Genomic DNA, 15902 nt, shown 5'->3' with positions numbered 1-15902 from the left:
TAGGATAAAGAGGAAAGGATGCATAATCCTCACCTCTCTAGGGATTTAACTATTATTGTTCAAGCCACCATTTTTCAATATGATATAAGTCATTTTTCGGATGGAATACATATCCATGCATGTTTGTCGGGATTGCCCTATGATAATTGTAATAAAACAGGAATGAATAAGGCTGGTCCTCAGCAATCAATTTATAGATTTCTTCGTATTTTTTCTGATATTCTTTTCTGTCTGTAATTGATTTAGCTTCTTCTAAAAGTTTATCGACTTTAGGATTCTTATACCATATGTTGTTTAATCCGTTCTTAGATTGACTGGAGTGGAAAATTGAAAATTGATCTGGGAATGTAGCCAAACTCCAACCGAGCAGTAGTGCATCATAATCCCAATTCGGTGCGCTTGTTTGTTCAATAAGAGCACTAAATTCTACAATTTGCGGTTTTGCTTCAATTCCTACTTCTTTAAGTTGCTGCTGAACAACAACTGCTAAATCCTCCCGAATCTTATTACCCTGGTTAGTTTTAATGGTAAATGAGAATTTCTTTCCGTCCTTATCAAGGTAACCGTCTCCATCTGTATCTTTCCATCCTGCTTCTTCCAAGAGCTTTTTAGCCTTTTTAGGATTGTAATCAAATGTAGGTACATCACCTTTTGGATAGTTCCAAGAAAGCGGACTTTCAGGAACGTTTGCAACTTTTCCATCACCGTTTAACACCTGATCTACCATTGCTTTTCGATCAAGCGCATACGTAAGAGCTTGACGGACTTTTTTGTCTTTAAATAATTCATTTTTTTCATTCCATCCAATATAACTGTAGTTCAAACCAAGATCTGATTTAACTTGAACATTATCAAATGTTTTAACTGTCTCAAAGTCTGTGCCTGGTACAACAAAGAAGTCAATATCCCCAGCTTTTAATTGAGCAACAGCTGCATTAGAATCAGGAATCGTCTTAACTGTCACTGTATCTAAATACGGTCTTCCTCCATAATAGTCATCATTTGCTTCAAGTTTTACATAATCGCCCTTCTTCCATTCAACAAACTTGAATGGACCCGAACCAATTGGATTCTTCCTGTTAAATTCATTTTCTCCTAAATCTGCAACTGGCACTTTCCCTAAAATGTGTTTAGGCAGAATACCGTAACTGTCTAAAACAACATTGTAAAAATACGCATCCTTTTTCTTTAATTTAAATTCAACTTCATAATCACCTTTTTTTGTAACAGATTTTAGTGATTCAAAACCAGAACCGCGTTCACCATTATAGTCCTTGTTTAAAGGGATGCTATAAGTGAAAACAACGTCATCGGCTGTAAGTTCTTTTCCATCATGGAATTTTACACCTTTTCTAATTTTGACATCATAAGTCAGACCATCTTTGGATTCCGTTACTTTCTCAGCTAAAGCAGGTTTCACATTTAGTTTTTCATCCGTTTCTAATAATGTACTATAGATCATCCCTTCAATATCTGAACTGGAAACGTCTGTAGAATAGAGTGGATTAAACAACGTTGGCTCCCCAGTAGAACCAACAACCAAATCCCCGCCTTGCTGCGGTTTGCCTGCTGATTTTTTCTCACTGCTGCTGCTCGATTTTGAGCCCGAACAGGCTGATAAAAAGATGGCCAGGACCATCAATACACTTAGCATCATCAGTGCGGTTTTCCGTCTTTTCATTAGATATTCCCCCTCTTGAAATGTTCGTTCTTCTCAGCTGTTGTTTATGTAGTGTGCATACCCCCTCTCAAAGCTGTGCGGGCAACATTAGCTATAAAGGTGACAAGCCACAAAGTGGCTGGGAGCAGCTTCTTTAAATTCTGGTATTTGTTCCTTGCATATCGGTTTTGCAACAGGACATCTTGTGTGGAATACGCAGCCTTTTGGCGGGTTGGCCGGACTAGGCAGTTCTCCCTTCAGGACAATGCGTTCACGTTTGACAGATCCTCTTTTTCTTGTAACCGGAACGGAGGATAAAAGCGCTTGGGTATATGGGTGAAGCGGGTTGTCATAAAGCTCAAACTTGCCGGTCAGTTCCATCATTTTGCCAAGATACATTACTCCGACTCTGTCGCTGATATGGCGTACGACACTCAGATCATGAGAGATAAATAGATACGTAAGATTAAATTCTTCCTGTAATTCCTCCATCAAGTTAATCACTTGGGCCTGAATAGATACATCAAGTGCGGAAACCGGCTCATCTGCAATGATCAGCTCTGGATTCAAAGTGAGTGCTCTGGCAATGCCGATCCGCTGGCGCTGGCCGCCGGAAAATTCATGGGGATAACGGCTGGCAAACGACGGGTGAAGCCCTACTCTTGCAAGCAGCTCTTCAACTTTTTCGTTTCGTTCACGCATGGTATACATGTTGTGCGTATTAAACGGCTCCTTTATGATGGAACGCAGGGTCTTTCTCGGGTTTAACGAAGCAAATGGATCTTGGAAAACCATTTGAATATTTTTGCGGACACTCTTCCGCAGCTTCTCCTCTGACAGATTGGAAATATCCTGCCCTTTAAAAAGAATTTGGCCCTCTGTCGGTTTGTACAGTCTGATCATCGTTCTGCCGGCAGTCGATTTTCCGCAGCCCGACTCTCCAACGATTCCGAGTGTTTCTCCTTTTTTTAACGAAAATGAAACACCATCCACCGCTTTTACATCACCGACTTTTCTTTGAAAAAGGCCTGACCGGATCGGAAAGTATTTTTTTACGTCACGAAGCTCTAAGATTGTTTCTTGATTAGCTGCTGTCATGATTGTTCGGCACCCTCTTCCTCATATAAAAAGCATCTCACCGTTCTTCCGCTTTTGTGTGTCAAAAGCGAAGGCTGATTTGTCCAGCACTTATCCATAGCTTTCGGGCACCTTGGGGCAAAACGGCATCCCGGCGGCAGATTATCCGGTGTAGGCACACTGCCTTTAATCGCATTTAATTTATCAATCTCTCCATCTATAACAGGAATTGACGTAAGCAGGCCTTCTGTATACGGATGAAGCGGTTCTAAAAATAAGTCATCAACGGTAGCGTTTTCTACGACTTGTCCGCAGTACATGACAATTACTCTATCGGCAGCCTCAGACACGACACCTAAGTCGTGTGTGATGAGAAGAATCGATGTACTGAACTTCTGACAGAGATCTTTCATAAGCTCCAGCACCTGGGCTTGTATTGTCACATCCAGCGCTGTCGTTGGTTCATCGGCAATGAGCAGTTTAGGATTACAGCTCAGTGCGATGGCAATCATCACCCTCTGTCTCATACCGCCGGACAGCCGATGCGGGTACTCCTTCATAATTTCCTCCGCCCGGGAGAAACCGACCATCTGCAAGAGTTCAACAGCTCGTTGACGGGCTTCTTTTTTCTTCATGTTTTTATGGTAAATCAGCACTTCGGTAATTTGTTCTCCGATTGTTAACACCGGATTAAGGGAGGTCATTGGTTCCTGAAAGATCATGGATACTTCGTTACCGCGGATTTTGCAATAATCGTTTTCAGTGAATGAGGTGAGGTCTTTGTCTTCGAGTTTAATAGAGCCGTCCATGATTTTTCCGCCTGAGCTTTGGACGAGGCCCATAATTGATAAAGAAGTAATGCTTTTTCCGGAGCCCGATTCACCTACAAGCGCGACGGTTTCGCCTTTGCTGATGTGAAAATCGACTCCGTCAACCGCAGGGATCGGCTCCTTTTTCCTGAAAAAATAAGTCTTTAAATTATTCACTTCTAAAAGTGTGCTCATGCTAGCTCCCCTTTCCCCCCTCTTGTTGTCAAACGTTTTCAAGAGAAAGCAATCCCTTTATTCAGAAATAATAAATAATATTGAATTATCGAAAAATTTTATAGTTGTATATTATTACAATCATTTTGCAAAATCAAGAATTTTTTAGGATAAATGTAATATTATTAATGAAATTCCATTATTTTATCCTTTTAAAGCATTGCATCCAAAAAGGTTTCAGCAGGAATGGACAGCCCGTCTGCGGTGCTTGCCTTGCTGGCAGTTAAATATTTTTTTACAATATTGAATCCAACTGCGTATCCAAGCATTTTTGGCTGATATCCTTTGCCGAATAACAGCTGGGGAAATAATCGATTATCCCGTTTGATATCCCGATGGGGCGCAATCTTTTTTTCATATAAAGCCTGAAGCTGCTCCGGTGTATACCAAGTCGTCCACTCAGCCGTTTGACTTCGGCCGAACCTCTCATAAACAGCATATTCCGCCAGCCCTTCCATGATGATTGTATCAAGTAATGTGACATCCTTTTCCTCTTTTGTCAGATGACCTAACCGGCAAACGTGATGATACTCATGCGTCATAAGGGCAGATACCGACCCAAAATCTAAATCTGACGAAAGAAAAAGGAACATTTTGTCTTGAAAGGCGAGTCCTGATTTTGATCCGAATTCTAAACGGATTCTCCTGTTTCGTTCATCAACCGGCAGCGTGACAATTGGTACATCAGGACCTTGCCATTTGTTTTTGAGGTACTGTTCTTCCTTTTGGATATGTCCGTAAAAACCTTTTTCCTTCAGCTTGGAAACCGTCTGAATACCCTCTTTTATGTTTTTAAACATCCCATGATGCTGAAGGTGTCCCAGAATGCCATTCCAGTTCTTTTTCTCCGCACCTGAAAAAAGCGGGATAATGTAATGCGCCAAATCATCTATTGAATCAGCCTTCCTGAGCCAGCTATATGTTTGTTCTACACTCATGTGATCGCCTCCTCTTTTAATCCTATGCACACAAAAAAAAACCGGCTACCCTTTAAGGGCAGCCGGTTTGGCTTGATTATGATTGATATTTCTTAAAGATTAATGTTGCGTTGTGTCCGCCGAATCCTAATGAGTTGCTGAGAACATAATTAAGTTCCTGTCTGCGGGCTTCATCAGGCACATAATCCAAATCACATTCTTCGTCAGGTGTTTGAATATTGATTGTCGGCGGAATCACGCCTTCTTTAATGGCCAGGATAGAGAAAATGGCTTCAATACCGCCGGCTGCTCCTAAGAGGTGGCCTGTCATCGATTTTGTAGAGCTTACCGCAAGTTTATGCGCATGCTCGCCAAAAACAGTCTTAATCGCCATTGTTTCGTATTTGTCGTTGTAATACGTGCTTGTTCCGTGAGCATTGATGTAATCAATTTCCTCAGGTGCAATGCCTGCATCTTTAATGGCTTCTTGCATCGCTCTCGCTCCGCCTTCACCGTCTTGGGCCGGCGCTGTGATATGATAAGCGTCTCCGGTTGAGCCGTAGCCGACAATTTCTCCGTAAATTTTAGCGCCGCGGGCCAGGGCATGCTCAAGTTCTTCAAGAACGATAATCCCTGCACCTTCCCCCATGACAAAGCCATCACGGTTTTTATCAAACGGGCGGCTCGCTGTTTTCGGATCTGGATTAGTAGACAGCGCTTTGTTGGCACTAAAGCCGGCGAATGACATTCTTGTCAGCGGCGCTTCTGTTCCGCCTGTGACCATCACGTCTGCATCGCCGCGCTGAATAACCTTAAACGCGTCACCGATGGAGTTAGTTCCTGTAGCACATGCTGTAACCGTACAAGAGTTCACCCCTTTTGCTCCTAATGCAATAGAAATCTGGCCTGTCGCCATGTCAGGAATCATCATTGGCACGAAAAACGGGCTTACCCGTCTTGGGCCTTTTGTTAAGAAGATTTCAAATTGAGACTCTAGTGTTTCAAGTCCTCCGATACCGGAGCCTACCCAAACACCGACTCTCGGTGCGATCTCATCGGTAATGTTAAGATCTGCGTCTTCAACCGCCATTTTCGCAGCCACAACCGCATATTGTGTAAAGCGGTCCATTTTTCTGGCTTCTTTTTTATCCATATAATCTTCAACATTAAAATCTTTTAATTCAGCGGCAACTTTTGCCGGATATTCTTCAGCGTCAACACGAGTGATCGGACCGATTCCGGACACACCGTTGATTGCGTTATTCCAACTTGTATCGACGTCGTTGCCAAGTGGAGATAATGCTCCAAGTCCTGTAACAACTACTCTTTTTTTAGTCATCTTGTGTGCACCTCACCTTTTTTTATCGGCCCCAGCGGATTGCAATGGCGCCCCATGTTAGTCCTCCGCCGAACCCTACCATAACGACCACATCGCCGTCTTTGATTTTACCGGCTTCCAATTCTTCTACAAGAGAGATCGGAATGGATGCGGCAGAAGTATTTCCATATTTATGAACAGTTTTAGACATCTTTTCGACAGGAAGCTCTAAACGCTCGCGAGCAGCTTCCATGATACGGATGTTCGCCTGATGCGGAATCAAAAAGTCGACATCCTCTTTTGAAAGTCCGGCTTTTTCAATGACATTTACGCATGATTCTCCCATTTGGCGGACTGCAAATTTGAAAACTTCTCGTCCATTCATGATTGTATGTCGTTTTTCATTCAGATACAAGTGCTGACCGCCTGTGCCGTCGGCTCCTAGTTCAAATGAAAGGATTCCTCTGTCATCACTGACTGGCCCGACTACCGCAGCGCCTGCTCCATCTCCAAACAGAACGGCTGTATTGCGGTCTTCCCAGTCGGTAATGCTTGAGAGCTTCTCTACACCGACAACTAGAACATGCTTGTAGGTTCCGGATTCAATAAATTGTTTACCGGTTACAACCCCGTACATGAAGCCCGCACAAGCCGCGCTGATATCCATAGCACACGCTTTCTTCGCGCCGAGCTGTTCTTGAATCATACAAGAGACCGTAGGAAATGACTGATCAGGTGTAACAGTTGCAACCAAGATCATATCCAGATCCTCAGCAGCCACTTCAGCTTGTTCCAGCGCATTTTTCGCTGCTGCAACAGCCATATGTGATGAAAACACATCATCTGCTGCGATTCTTCTTTCTTCTATTCCTGTTCTTGTACGAATCCACTCGTCAGAAGTTTCAACCATTTTTTCAAGATCATGATTTGTTAAAACCTTCTCAGGAATGTAACGTCCAACACCAAGTATTCCAGCTTTCATAAGGGAAGACTCCTTTATATCTTAAATTTAGAAGATCAATCAGGTTGTGATCAATTATTAGTATCAGGTACTAATTCTATCCTATTTTTTTTCACATGGCAATATATTCGTCTAAACTATCAGTTCATCTTACTCATAGAGTATGGTATATGGAAAGGAGGCGTATGCAGTTGGATGTGTTTTCAAGAATGATGTTCGGCGATGCAGCAAAACCAACAGAAGAGAAGGAGGAGGAACAACAAGAGGAAGTTTCTCAGGTTTCTCAGACAAACGACGAAGAGACGATTAATTACATGCATATTATGGACCAAATCGGTTCAATTATGAACTCTCTTGATCAAATCAAGCCCGCTTTAAAGGAGCTTGCGCCCATGCTCTCCGCTATTAAAAAGAAAATCATGTGAAAAGCCACTTTCAAAAAAGTGGCTTCTTCTTATTCTGTTTCAGATTTAGCGTCAGACTTGCCAAGCTCATAAGCTTCCGCCATTACCGTTGTAAATAGATTCATAAACGGCTGGATGGCCTCCATTGAGAGCTCAATGCCTGATTTCTCAAGCTGTTCTTTCGCTTCAGGGAGATATTTCATGGCAATTTGCAAGAATTCAAGTGATTTTTCGTGCTGCATGTGACGTCACTCCATTACTCGTTTTTTGGCAGCTCGCCTGTTTTGTTGTATGTTTTGATCAGCTTGGCGATTCTTTGCTGAAAGTCTTTGTCGACGAGCGGGCTGAATGTTCCCATCTCAACGACTCCCGTATTCAGGTCGTAGTAATGATCGCCGCCCTCAAGGGTGCCTTTATTAAATTGTTCAGCAATGATTTCATAGGCCTTGTCCACATTTTGCACCGTGCTGGTTAATACGGTATTCTCGCCCAGATCCGATTGATCTGTGACGTAGCCAATGGCATAAAGACCGTCTTTTTTGATTTGCTGAATAACAGGAACATTATACCCGTCTCCGGCGGGATACACAACATCCGCGCCTTCGTTCTTCATTTTCTGATAAAGCTTTACTGCTGTTGTATCATCATCCCAATGATCCGTATATTTCGTATTTACCTCTATATCCGGATTTTCATACTTGGCCCCTTTGATAAAACCGTCAACCTCAGGCTGCCACGTAAAGGAAGCAATTACACCGACCTGATTCGTTTTCGACATATGGGCAGCAGTCATTCCTCCAAAAAAGCCCATTGCTTCCCCGCTAAAATGGACACTCGTTACATTATCAGCTTTCGCTTTCGCATTGGAAATGACGAATTCCATATCTGGATAATCTTCGCCGACCAAGTTAAACACCTCAGCATATTCACTCCCATGGCCGTAGAGCAGATTGACGCCCCTCTTATGAAAATCCTCAATCGCATTTATGATATCTTCTTCTGTTTTAACGCCTTCTTTATAATAGACGTCCACATTGTATTTGGATTGTATATTCAGTAATCCTTTATACCCTTTTGTGCCCCATACGAGGTCATTAATCGTATCAGGAAAGAGCATGCCGACCTTCTCAATTTTTCCTTTGAACGGAGTTTGTCCACATCCACTCAATAAAAGGAGGACAGAAAAGATCATGACAAGCCTTGTGATCAAGTCATGTTCAACTCCTTTTGACAAGCTATAACATGTTTATTTTTATACGTTTATTGTATCTAGAAAACTCGAAACATGGAAGGTTTTTCTTAATATTTGTCGAAAATTGATGAAAATTGTCTTTTCCACTCGATAATTTTTGTTTTTGCTTCTTCTTTTGAGATTTTCTCTGTGACTTGCAATTCAAAAAGCTGATCTTTGCTATGACGGCTTGGTTCTAACAGGAATCTCAGCAACTCGTCAGCGACGTCGTTTGTGTAATAGCCGTCTTCCTCTGTTTCTTCTTTCCATGGCCCATACATTTTCGGCAGGATCACGGTTTTTTCCGAGCCTGTTTTTTCACGTTTTTCCCATTCTTTGCGGTCTTCTTCATATACTAAAATATAAGGAGAATCACATTGGTCTAAAGGCAAAAAACTTCCGAACTGGATACAAATTGTATCATAATTTTGGTCTCCAATGTGTTCAAGCTGGCGAAAGAGTTCATTTCTCCCAAGCCACATGAGTCTTTCTTCTAAGTACATTTGTCTCATTTTATCTTCTGTTTCCGCCAGAACAACGTCAACATGTATGCCTTCATCCATCATTCGCTCACATAATGAAAGGCCGAAAAATTCGTCCGCACCTACAATCAGCGTTGATTCCATTGCATCTGCCGCCCTTCCGGTTTTTCATTTCCCAAAACAAAACAGCCTCCGCAAAAGAGAAGGCTGCTGTCATTATATTCTCTATAATTCTTTTTCATGACTGTGAAAGAATTTGCAAATTGATGCATAAATTCTGCTTGAATGCTCAAATAAATGAAATGTCATGTCGACCGGTGAGCCTTGCTTTTGCTGTTTTTCCTTGAAAACTTCCGCATGTACACTGTAGGGATATGGAGCTCCGGTCATACGCTGCCATATATGAACCGGTACGCCGCTCGGGTAGCTTTGAATTGTTTTATAACGAATCGCTTCCGCTTCTTTTTCAGAAATTCCGTAGCTTTTCGAAACTTCTTTCAAAAATTGCTTATAGAAAAATTTATTTTCTTTTTCCGATTCATAATGTGCCTGAAGATCGAGACAAGGATTCAACATTGCGGCTGAGCGGATATGATCCGGGGAAAAACGAAGCAGTTCATCGGCCACGAGAGCACCCATGCCTTCTGCTAAAATATGAATCTTCGGATTGAGGATTTCCTGCTTCAGCACAGAATGTATCAGCTGTTTGGCATAGGTGACTGCTTTTTCCGCCCCCCAATGCCTTCCGAACAGATTGCTGTTAAAAAGAGTGTATCCTTCATTCATCAACATGCTCAGAAGCTGATTTCTGCCATAATGCTGCTGCCAAAAGCTTGAATCATGTCCGACAAAGTGGGTTCTGTCCCCCAAGATAAAGATGCCGAAGCCGTTCGGGCGATAGGGCAGATGAATGACATTATGCTCCGTTCCCAGTTGAAAGTATCTTTCCGTTATTCCCATCGCTTGCCCGCCTCCTTTCACACTTCATCTCACGCTATCTTATGTAAATAGAAAAGAAACGAATAAGGTAAAGTCCTAGCCTTTTACATTTTTGGCTATTATACTGATTGACGTTTTATATTTTACCATTAAAGTGTGACGAATCAGACTCTTTTGTCACCTCACTTTCTGCTAAAATTGGTTTCCCCCTTCGCTTTTTGTATGGTATGATAACTTTTAGAATAGAATGAGAAGGACGAGGTGGAAACGTGCGATATATTATTGCCTTTATTTGGACGTTCCTTTTATCACATATGGCATGCTACTTGGTTGCAAGCATGAACAGCGTTACGTATAATTTCAAAACATCATCTGTCATTGCTGTTGTACTGTATGTCTTAATCATGGTTTTAGCAGAAATCATGCCTATGAACAAAAATGCAAGCCAGCATTAAAAAGTCAAAAAACCCAAAACATTTATTGTTTTGGGTTTTTTAGTGGTCACGGCTTTCTTTTGTAGGTCCACAGCCGGTTGTGGTTTGATGTTTCGGGAAACATTTCCCCTGCTGACAGATGGACCTTTTGAGGGTTTTTAACCATGCTCCCTGTCTCGCCGATTTCTACGTAGACACCGTTATTAGGCGCTTTCTGTCCGGGCCGGAATTGGTGCTGCTGTCCCACTGTTTTTCCTCCTTTTCCTTTTTGCTGTAGTATGCGCCTAAGCGGCTGTGAATATGTTGCCATCAAAAAACTGCTGAGTTTGGCTCAGCAGTTTTTTGATGATTCCCCTTTATATAAAATAGCCTTCAGCAGTGCTTTTTGCACATGAAGACGGTTTTCCGCCTGCTGGAACACTGCAGAGTTCAGCCCGTCAATAATCTCCGCAGTCACTTCTTCCTCACGATGCGCAGGGAGACAATGTAAAAATGTATAGTCAGGCTTGGCATGGCTGACCAGCGACGCATTCACCTGATAAGGCGCAAAGACAGCAAGACGTTCTTGCTCTTCCGCTTCCTGCCCCATGCTTGTAAACACATCAGAATAAATCACGTCCGCGTCTTTTACAGCTTCAATCGGATCATCTGTCAGCGTGATAGAAGAGCCGGATTGAAGTGCGTATGTTTTTGCCGCTTCAGCTGCTTCATCTAACACTTCATATCCCTTTGGCGAAGCGATCGAGATATCACAGCCCATTTTCGCGCAGCCGATCATCAAGGAGTGCGCCACGTTATTTCCGTCACCGATGTATGCGACTTTTACGCCTTTAAGCTTCCCTTTTATCTCCTTAATCGTCAAGAGATCCGCCAGCGCCTGGCATGGGTGGTATTTATCGGTAAGTCCATTGATCACCGGAATGTCAGCTTCTTTGGCAAGTTCCTCCACCTTTTCATGTTCAAAGGTCCGGATCATGATGGCATCCACATAGCCTGACAGCACTTTTGCCGTATCAGCGACAGTCTCACCGCGCCCCAGCTGCAGATCTTTCTGGCTTAGAAAGAGGGCGTTCCCGCCCAGCTGCGCCATGCCCGCTTCAAATGAAACACGGGTCCGCGTTGATGATTTTTCAAAAATCATCGCCAAGGTTTTGCCATGGAATATAGGCTGAATTTTGTTTTGTTTCAGCTCACCGGCTTCTGCGAGCAAGGCGTTTATATCCTCTTCACTAAGGTCCTTTAACGTTAATAAATCTTTTCCGTATAAACTGGTTTGCGTCACTGTGTGCATGATGCCACTTCCTTTTTATAGAGGTCTTTGAGAGATACAGGCTGCGGATGGCCTGAACCGCTTTGTAAAAACGCCCGCACAGTTTCTTCTTCTGTAAAGACGGGGATGCCGTGCGTCATGGCTTCCAAACGTTCTTTGCGTGCTTCTTCAGAACCGCTCAGATTGATGTGGAGCGATTTTCCTTCCTGTTCCATCCATGAGGCAAATGTCCCTTCATGAATTGTAAAACCTGCGTTTTCTGCTAACTCCTTCACTTCTTCCGGAACGTTTTGCAAATAAATGCTTCCTTTTTGACTCCAGACTCTTGTATAGATTTTTTTCAAGGCGCTGTTAGAATCATATGCGACACACATGCCTTCTCCCGTTGATTTCATTTCCGGCCCAAGCTTGACATCCACATCCTGAATCGCATGAGAAGAAAAAACAGGGAACTTCACGGCAACTCCATGATGATTTTGAACTGCCGGATTTAGATCTTTTAAGGACGCTCCCGCCAGCAGTCGTGTGGCGAGCGGAATCATCGGAACGCCCATTACTTTGCTGACGACAGGCACCGTGCGGCTCGCTCTCGGATTCACTTCAAGAACGAGTATGTTTCCATTGTCGATCACAAATTGAATGTTCATGATGCCTTTAAATGAAAGTTTTCGGGCAATTTTTTGTGCCGCATCTTTCATGCCCTGCTGCAGCCCGCTCGTGATGGACGGTCCGGGAAGAATGGCAAAGCTGTCCCCTGAATGGACACCTGCCCGTTCAATATGCTCGGTATATGTCGGGATAAAGACATCCTCGCCGTCGGAAATCAAATCAATTTCGACTTCCTTTCCAGACACATACTGATCAATCAAAATCGGGTATGGCATGCTGTCCTCATCATTCAGCAGCTGAGAAAGCTGGGCTTGCGAGTCAACAATGATCATGCCCATTCCGCCGATAACATAAGATGGGCGGATTAACACCGGATAGCCGATCTCACTCGCTTTTGAAGCGGCTTCTTCTTTTGTATAAGCAATTTCTCCTTTTGCGTGCTTCAATCCCAGCTCGTCAAGAAGCTGATAAAATTGATCCCGATCCTCTAACACGTCGAGCGTTTGAAATGATGTGCCAAGAAGAGTAATGCCGGCTTTTTCGAGCGCTTCAGCAGCATTAATTGCAGTTTGGCCGCCGAATTGCACAATTGCAAAATCAATATTTTCCTGCTCCGCCACGTTTACAATATGCTCCGTTGTCATCGGTTCAAAATACAGGCGATCCGCAATTTCATAATCGGTGCTGACCGTTTCCGGGTTATTGTTAATCATGATGGTTTCGAACCCAAGATCTTGCAGTGTCAGCACACCGTGAACAGCACTGTAATCAAATTCAACGCCTTGGCCGATCCGAATCGGGCCTGATCCGATAATGAGCGCGCGTTTTTTCTCTTTGCGGCTGATGTCTCCATCGGTTTCTCCGAAATATGTGGAGTAAAAATAGTTTGTTTTCGCATCAAACTCTGCCGCGCATGTATCTACGATTTTAAAGGAAGGCGTAATGCCCATCTCCTTGCGAAGCGCACGCACCTCTTCTTCTGTTTTGCCGATCAGCGAGGCAATCGTTGCGTCTGAGAATCCCTTTTCCTTTGCTTTCTTCAATAATTCAAAAGAGAGATCACTCCCTGCTTCCATCAGGCGGTTTTCCAATTTGATGATGTTGTCAAAGGTATGAAGGAAAAACGGATCAATTTTTGTTTTTTCATGGATGTCATCAATCGAGACGCTGCGGCTCAACAGCTCCATGACAACGAAAAATCTGCGGTCATCCGGAGTGATTGCCAAATCCCATAGCGTATCAATTGACAACCCGCTGAGCTCTGGAAGGTGTGTGCTGATATTTTTTAATTCAAGCGACGCGGCTGCCTTCTGTATTGCCGCTTCTAAATTCCGTTCAATCGCCATCACTTCACCGGTGGCTTTCATTTTTGTGCCAAGCTTGCGATCTGCGTTTTTGAATTTATCAAACGGCCAGCGCGGAAATTTGACGATCACATAGTCCAGTGCCGGTTCAAAGCTTGCGTAAGTCGACCCTGTGAGCGGATTTTTCAGCTCGTCAAGGGTGTATCCGACTGCCAGTTTCGCGGCCATCTTCGCAATCGGATAACCGGTCGCTTTAGACGCGAGAGCCGATGACCGGCTTACACGCGGATTCACTTCAATGACGTAATATTGCTTGCTGAATGGATCAAGCGCGAATTGAATGTTGCAGCCGCCTACAACATCAAGTGCTGAGATGATCGTCAGACTTGCTGTCCGCAGCATTTGATAGTCTTCGTCTGTCAATGTTTGTGACGGCGCCACAACAATAGAGTCACCTGTATGCACGCCGACCGGATCGATATTTTCCATATTGCAGACGGTAATGCATGTGTTATTGCTGTCACGCATGACTTCATATTCAATTTCTTTAAAGCCGGCAATGCTTTTTTCGACAAGGCATTGATTGATCGGGCTTGCTAATAGCGCCTGCTTAATCATAGCTGTAAAGGCTTCTTTATCAGGGGCGATTCCTCCGCCCTTTCCGCCTAATGTGTAAGCCGGTCTGATAATAACAGGAAAACCGATGGATTCCGCAAAATGGAGGGCATCGGCCTCGTTATCAACAATTTCACTCTCCGGCACGGGCTGTTTTAATTCATTCATTAACGAACGGAATTTTTCCCGGTCTTCTCCTTTTTGTATCGTTTCAACGGATGTGCCGAGGAGTTTGACGCCGTGCTCTTTTAAAACACCCGTTTCTTCAAGCTCCACCGCTAAATTCAATGCGGTCTGACCGCCTAAATTGGCAAGAAGCCCATCAGGCCGTTCTTTCTTAATGATGGCTGTCAGGCTTTCTGCTGTCAGAGGTTCAAAATAAATTTCATCAGCGAAGGCTTCATCGGTCATAATTGTCGCCGGATTGCTGTTGACGAGAATCACCCGGTAGCCCTCCTCCTTCAGCGCGATGCACCCTTGAGTGCCTGAATAATCAAATTCTGCCGCCTGCCCGATAATGATCGGGCCTGAGCCGATTACTAATATGCTTGAAATACTGGTGTCTTTAGGCATGCGCGATTTCTCTCCTTGCTGGTATCACATTCTTTAAATAATCATCAAAAATCCATTCGCTTTCCGCAGGTCCGGGATGGGCTTCCGGGTGGAATTGAACACTCATGACAGGCAGTTTTTTATGGGCAAGCCCTTCAACTGACGTATCATTGACATGATGAAACCTGATCGTGAGCTCTTCTTCATTAATCGACTGTTCATCAACCACATAGCTGTGGTTTTGGCTTGTCATAAAGACCCGTTTCGTCTCACGGTCGATGACCGGATGATTAGCTCCCCTGTGTCCGAATGGCAGCTTAAAAGTATTCCCTCCGAACGCGAGCGCGATCAGCTGATGTCCGAGACAAATGCCGAGAGTCGGAAAGCGGCTGATGATGCTTTTGATCTTTCCTAAATATGGCTGGATTGCTTTCGGATCTCCAGGTCCGTTCGATAGCACAATGCCATCGGGTTTGATGTTGTATACGGCCTCCATTTGCTGGTATGGCACCACAGTAACCTTGCAGCCTCTTTTGACAAGTGATGATGCGATTGACTTTTTATAGCCAAAATCAATGAGAGCGATATGTTTATTCCCGTCGCCGAATGTGCTGATTTCCTGGGCTGAAGCCTGCTCTGCCACATTCTCTGGTTGAAGGGCCATCTCAGCTCCTTCTTTAGAGGCTGTGACTGTTGCACCCATCGTCCCGTTTGCCCGGATTTTCTTCACGACAGCCCTCGTATCAACATGGGTTAACAGCGGAATGTTCCATTTCTGTAAATACTCCTTGAGGCTGTATACCGCTTCATAATGAGAAAAGTGATCACACGCCTCATAGACAACCGCTGCTTTTACTTGCGGTTTCTTGCTTTCAAAATCCTTTTCATTTATGCCGTAGTTGCCAATCAGCGGGTAGGTAAATACAATAATCTGTCCCTTATACGATGGATCTGTCAGCACTTCCTGGTAGCCTGTCATTCCTGTGAAAAAAACAGCTTCTCCCGTACAGTTTTCATGACCGTCCAGCTCGCCGCTGAACGATGTCCCATCTTCTAACACTAAATAACCTTCCATCTAACAGCCCA

16 protein-coding genes are annotated in these 15902 nt (G+C 43.8%); 2 read left to right on the top strand and 14 right to left on the bottom strand.

Annotated elements, in window-relative coordinates; all coding sequences use genetic code 11:
• Nucleotides 1-52: 52 nt before the first annotated feature.
• The 6 genes from NSQ83_RS06360 to fabH all read right to left on the bottom strand — a co-directional run bounded on the left by NSQ83_RS06360 (nt 53) and on the right by fabH (nt 6997).
• Nucleotides 53-1681 carry a peptide-binding protein gene (locus NSQ83_RS06360; protein WP_103748921.1) on the bottom strand — a complete coding sequence of 543 codons (1629 nt, stop codon included), beginning with the start codon at nt 1679-1681 and terminating at the stop codon, nt 53-55.
• A gap of 87 nt (nt 1682-1768) precedes the next feature.
• Nucleotides 1769-2758 carry an oligopeptide ABC transporter ATP-binding protein AppF gene (appF, locus tag NSQ83_RS06355; protein WP_017695679.1) on the bottom strand — a complete coding sequence of 330 codons (990 nt, stop codon included), beginning with the start codon at nt 2756-2758 and terminating at the stop codon, nt 1769-1771.
• A complete protein-coding gene (gene appD, locus NSQ83_RS06350) occupies nt 2755-3741 on the bottom strand; it encodes an oligopeptide ABC transporter ATP-binding protein AppD (protein WP_198878863.1) in 987 nt (328 codons plus the stop codon). The genes appF and appD overlap by 4 nt, the downstream gene beginning before the upstream one ends.
• A gap of 191 nt (nt 3742-3932) precedes the next feature.
• Entirely contained in the window at nt 3933-4718 is a 786-nt protein-coding gene (locus NSQ83_RS06345; protein WP_021479557.1) for a DUF2268 domain-containing protein, read from the bottom strand.
• Nucleotides 4719-4794: 76 nt separating this feature from the next.
• Nucleotides 4795-6036, bottom strand: coding sequence for a beta-ketoacyl-ACP synthase II (fabF, locus tag NSQ83_RS06340; protein ID WP_003244890.1), 1242 nt, complete (start codon nt 6034-6036; stop codon nt 4795-4797).
• A 22-nt stretch (nt 6037-6058) separates the two neighbouring features.
• A complete protein-coding gene (gene fabH, locus NSQ83_RS06335) occupies nt 6059-6997 on the bottom strand; it encodes a beta-ketoacyl-ACP synthase III (protein ID WP_003232971.1) in 939 nt (312 codons plus the stop codon).
• A gap of 164 nt (nt 6998-7161) precedes the next feature.
• On the opposite strand from fabH, the gene yjzB reads away from it, so the two are divergent.
• Nucleotides 7162-7401 carry a spore coat protein YjzB gene (gene yjzB / locus NSQ83_RS06330; RefSeq protein ID WP_003232972.1) on the top strand — a complete coding sequence of 80 codons (240 nt, stop codon included), beginning with the start codon at nt 7162-7164 and terminating at the stop codon, nt 7399-7401.
• 29 nt (nt 7402-7430) lie between these two features.
• On the opposite strand, the gene comZ is transcribed toward yjzB, so the two are convergent.
• The 4 genes from comZ to NSQ83_RS06310 form a co-directional block, all read right to left on the bottom strand.
• Nucleotides 7431-7622, bottom strand: a complete 192-nt coding sequence (gene comZ / locus NSQ83_RS06325; protein WP_003224559.1) for a ComG operon transcriptional repressor ComZ — start codon at nt 7620-7622, stop codon at nt 7431-7433.
• A gap of 14 nt (nt 7623-7636) precedes the next feature.
• Nucleotides 7637-8590, bottom strand: coding sequence for a transcriptional regulator Med (gene med / locus NSQ83_RS06320; protein WP_014476425.1), 954 nt, complete (start codon nt 8588-8590; stop codon nt 7637-7639).
• Nucleotides 8591-8679: 89 nt separating this feature from the next.
• Nucleotides 8680-9237, bottom strand: a complete 558-nt coding sequence (locus NSQ83_RS06315) for a hypothetical protein (protein ID WP_038428783.1) — start codon at nt 9235-9237, stop codon at nt 8680-8682.
• A gap of 81 nt (nt 9238-9318) precedes the next feature.
• Nucleotides 9319-10053 (bottom strand): hypothetical protein, encoded by a 735-nt coding sequence (locus NSQ83_RS06310; protein ID WP_198878862.1) that lies wholly within the window; start codon nt 10051-10053, stop codon nt 9319-9321.
• 248 nt (nt 10054-10301) lie between these two features.
• Between NSQ83_RS06310 and NSQ83_RS06305 the strand changes: the two genes are divergently transcribed.
• Nucleotides 10302-10487 (top strand): DUF2929 domain-containing protein, encoded by a 186-nt coding sequence (locus NSQ83_RS06305; protein WP_003245236.1) that lies wholly within the window; start codon nt 10302-10304, stop codon nt 10485-10487.
• Nucleotides 10488-10533: 46 nt separating this feature from the next.
• Here NSQ83_RS06305 and NSQ83_RS06300 read toward each other — a convergent pair whose 3' ends face one another.
• From NSQ83_RS06300 to NSQ83_RS06285, 4 genes are all read right to left on the bottom strand, one after another.
• Nucleotides 10534-10713: a YjzC family protein gene (locus NSQ83_RS06300; protein WP_003245356.1), complete on the bottom strand. Its 180-nt coding sequence runs from the start codon at nt 10711-10713 to the stop codon at nt 10534-10536.
• Between the two features lie 84 nt (nt 10714-10797).
• A complete protein-coding gene (gene argF / locus NSQ83_RS06295; protein WP_198878861.1) occupies nt 10798-11757 on the bottom strand; it encodes an ornithine carbamoyltransferase in 960 nt (319 codons plus the stop codon).
• Nucleotides 11745-14837 carry a carbamoyl phosphate synthase large subunit gene (locus NSQ83_RS06290; RefSeq protein ID WP_198878860.1) on the bottom strand — a complete coding sequence of 1031 codons (3093 nt, stop codon included), beginning with the start codon at nt 14835-14837 and terminating at the stop codon, nt 11745-11747. Before NSQ83_RS06290 ends, argF begins: the two co-directional genes overlap by 13 nt.
• Nucleotides 14830-15891: a carbamoyl phosphate synthase small subunit gene (locus NSQ83_RS06285; protein ID WP_029726276.1), complete on the bottom strand. Its 1062-nt coding sequence runs from the start codon at nt 15889-15891 to the stop codon at nt 14830-14832. The genes NSQ83_RS06290 and NSQ83_RS06285 overlap by 8 nt, the downstream gene beginning before the upstream one ends.
• Nucleotides 15892-15902: the final 11 nt, after the last annotated feature.

It is taken from the genome of Bacillus sp. PS217 (genome assembly GCF_037963535.1).
Taxonomy (GTDB): Bacteria; Bacillota; Bacilli; order Bacillales; family Bacillaceae; genus Bacillus; species Bacillus subtilis.
Note: the sequence above shows the minus strand (reverse complement) of the source record. Positions and strands in the feature narration are given on the sequence as shown.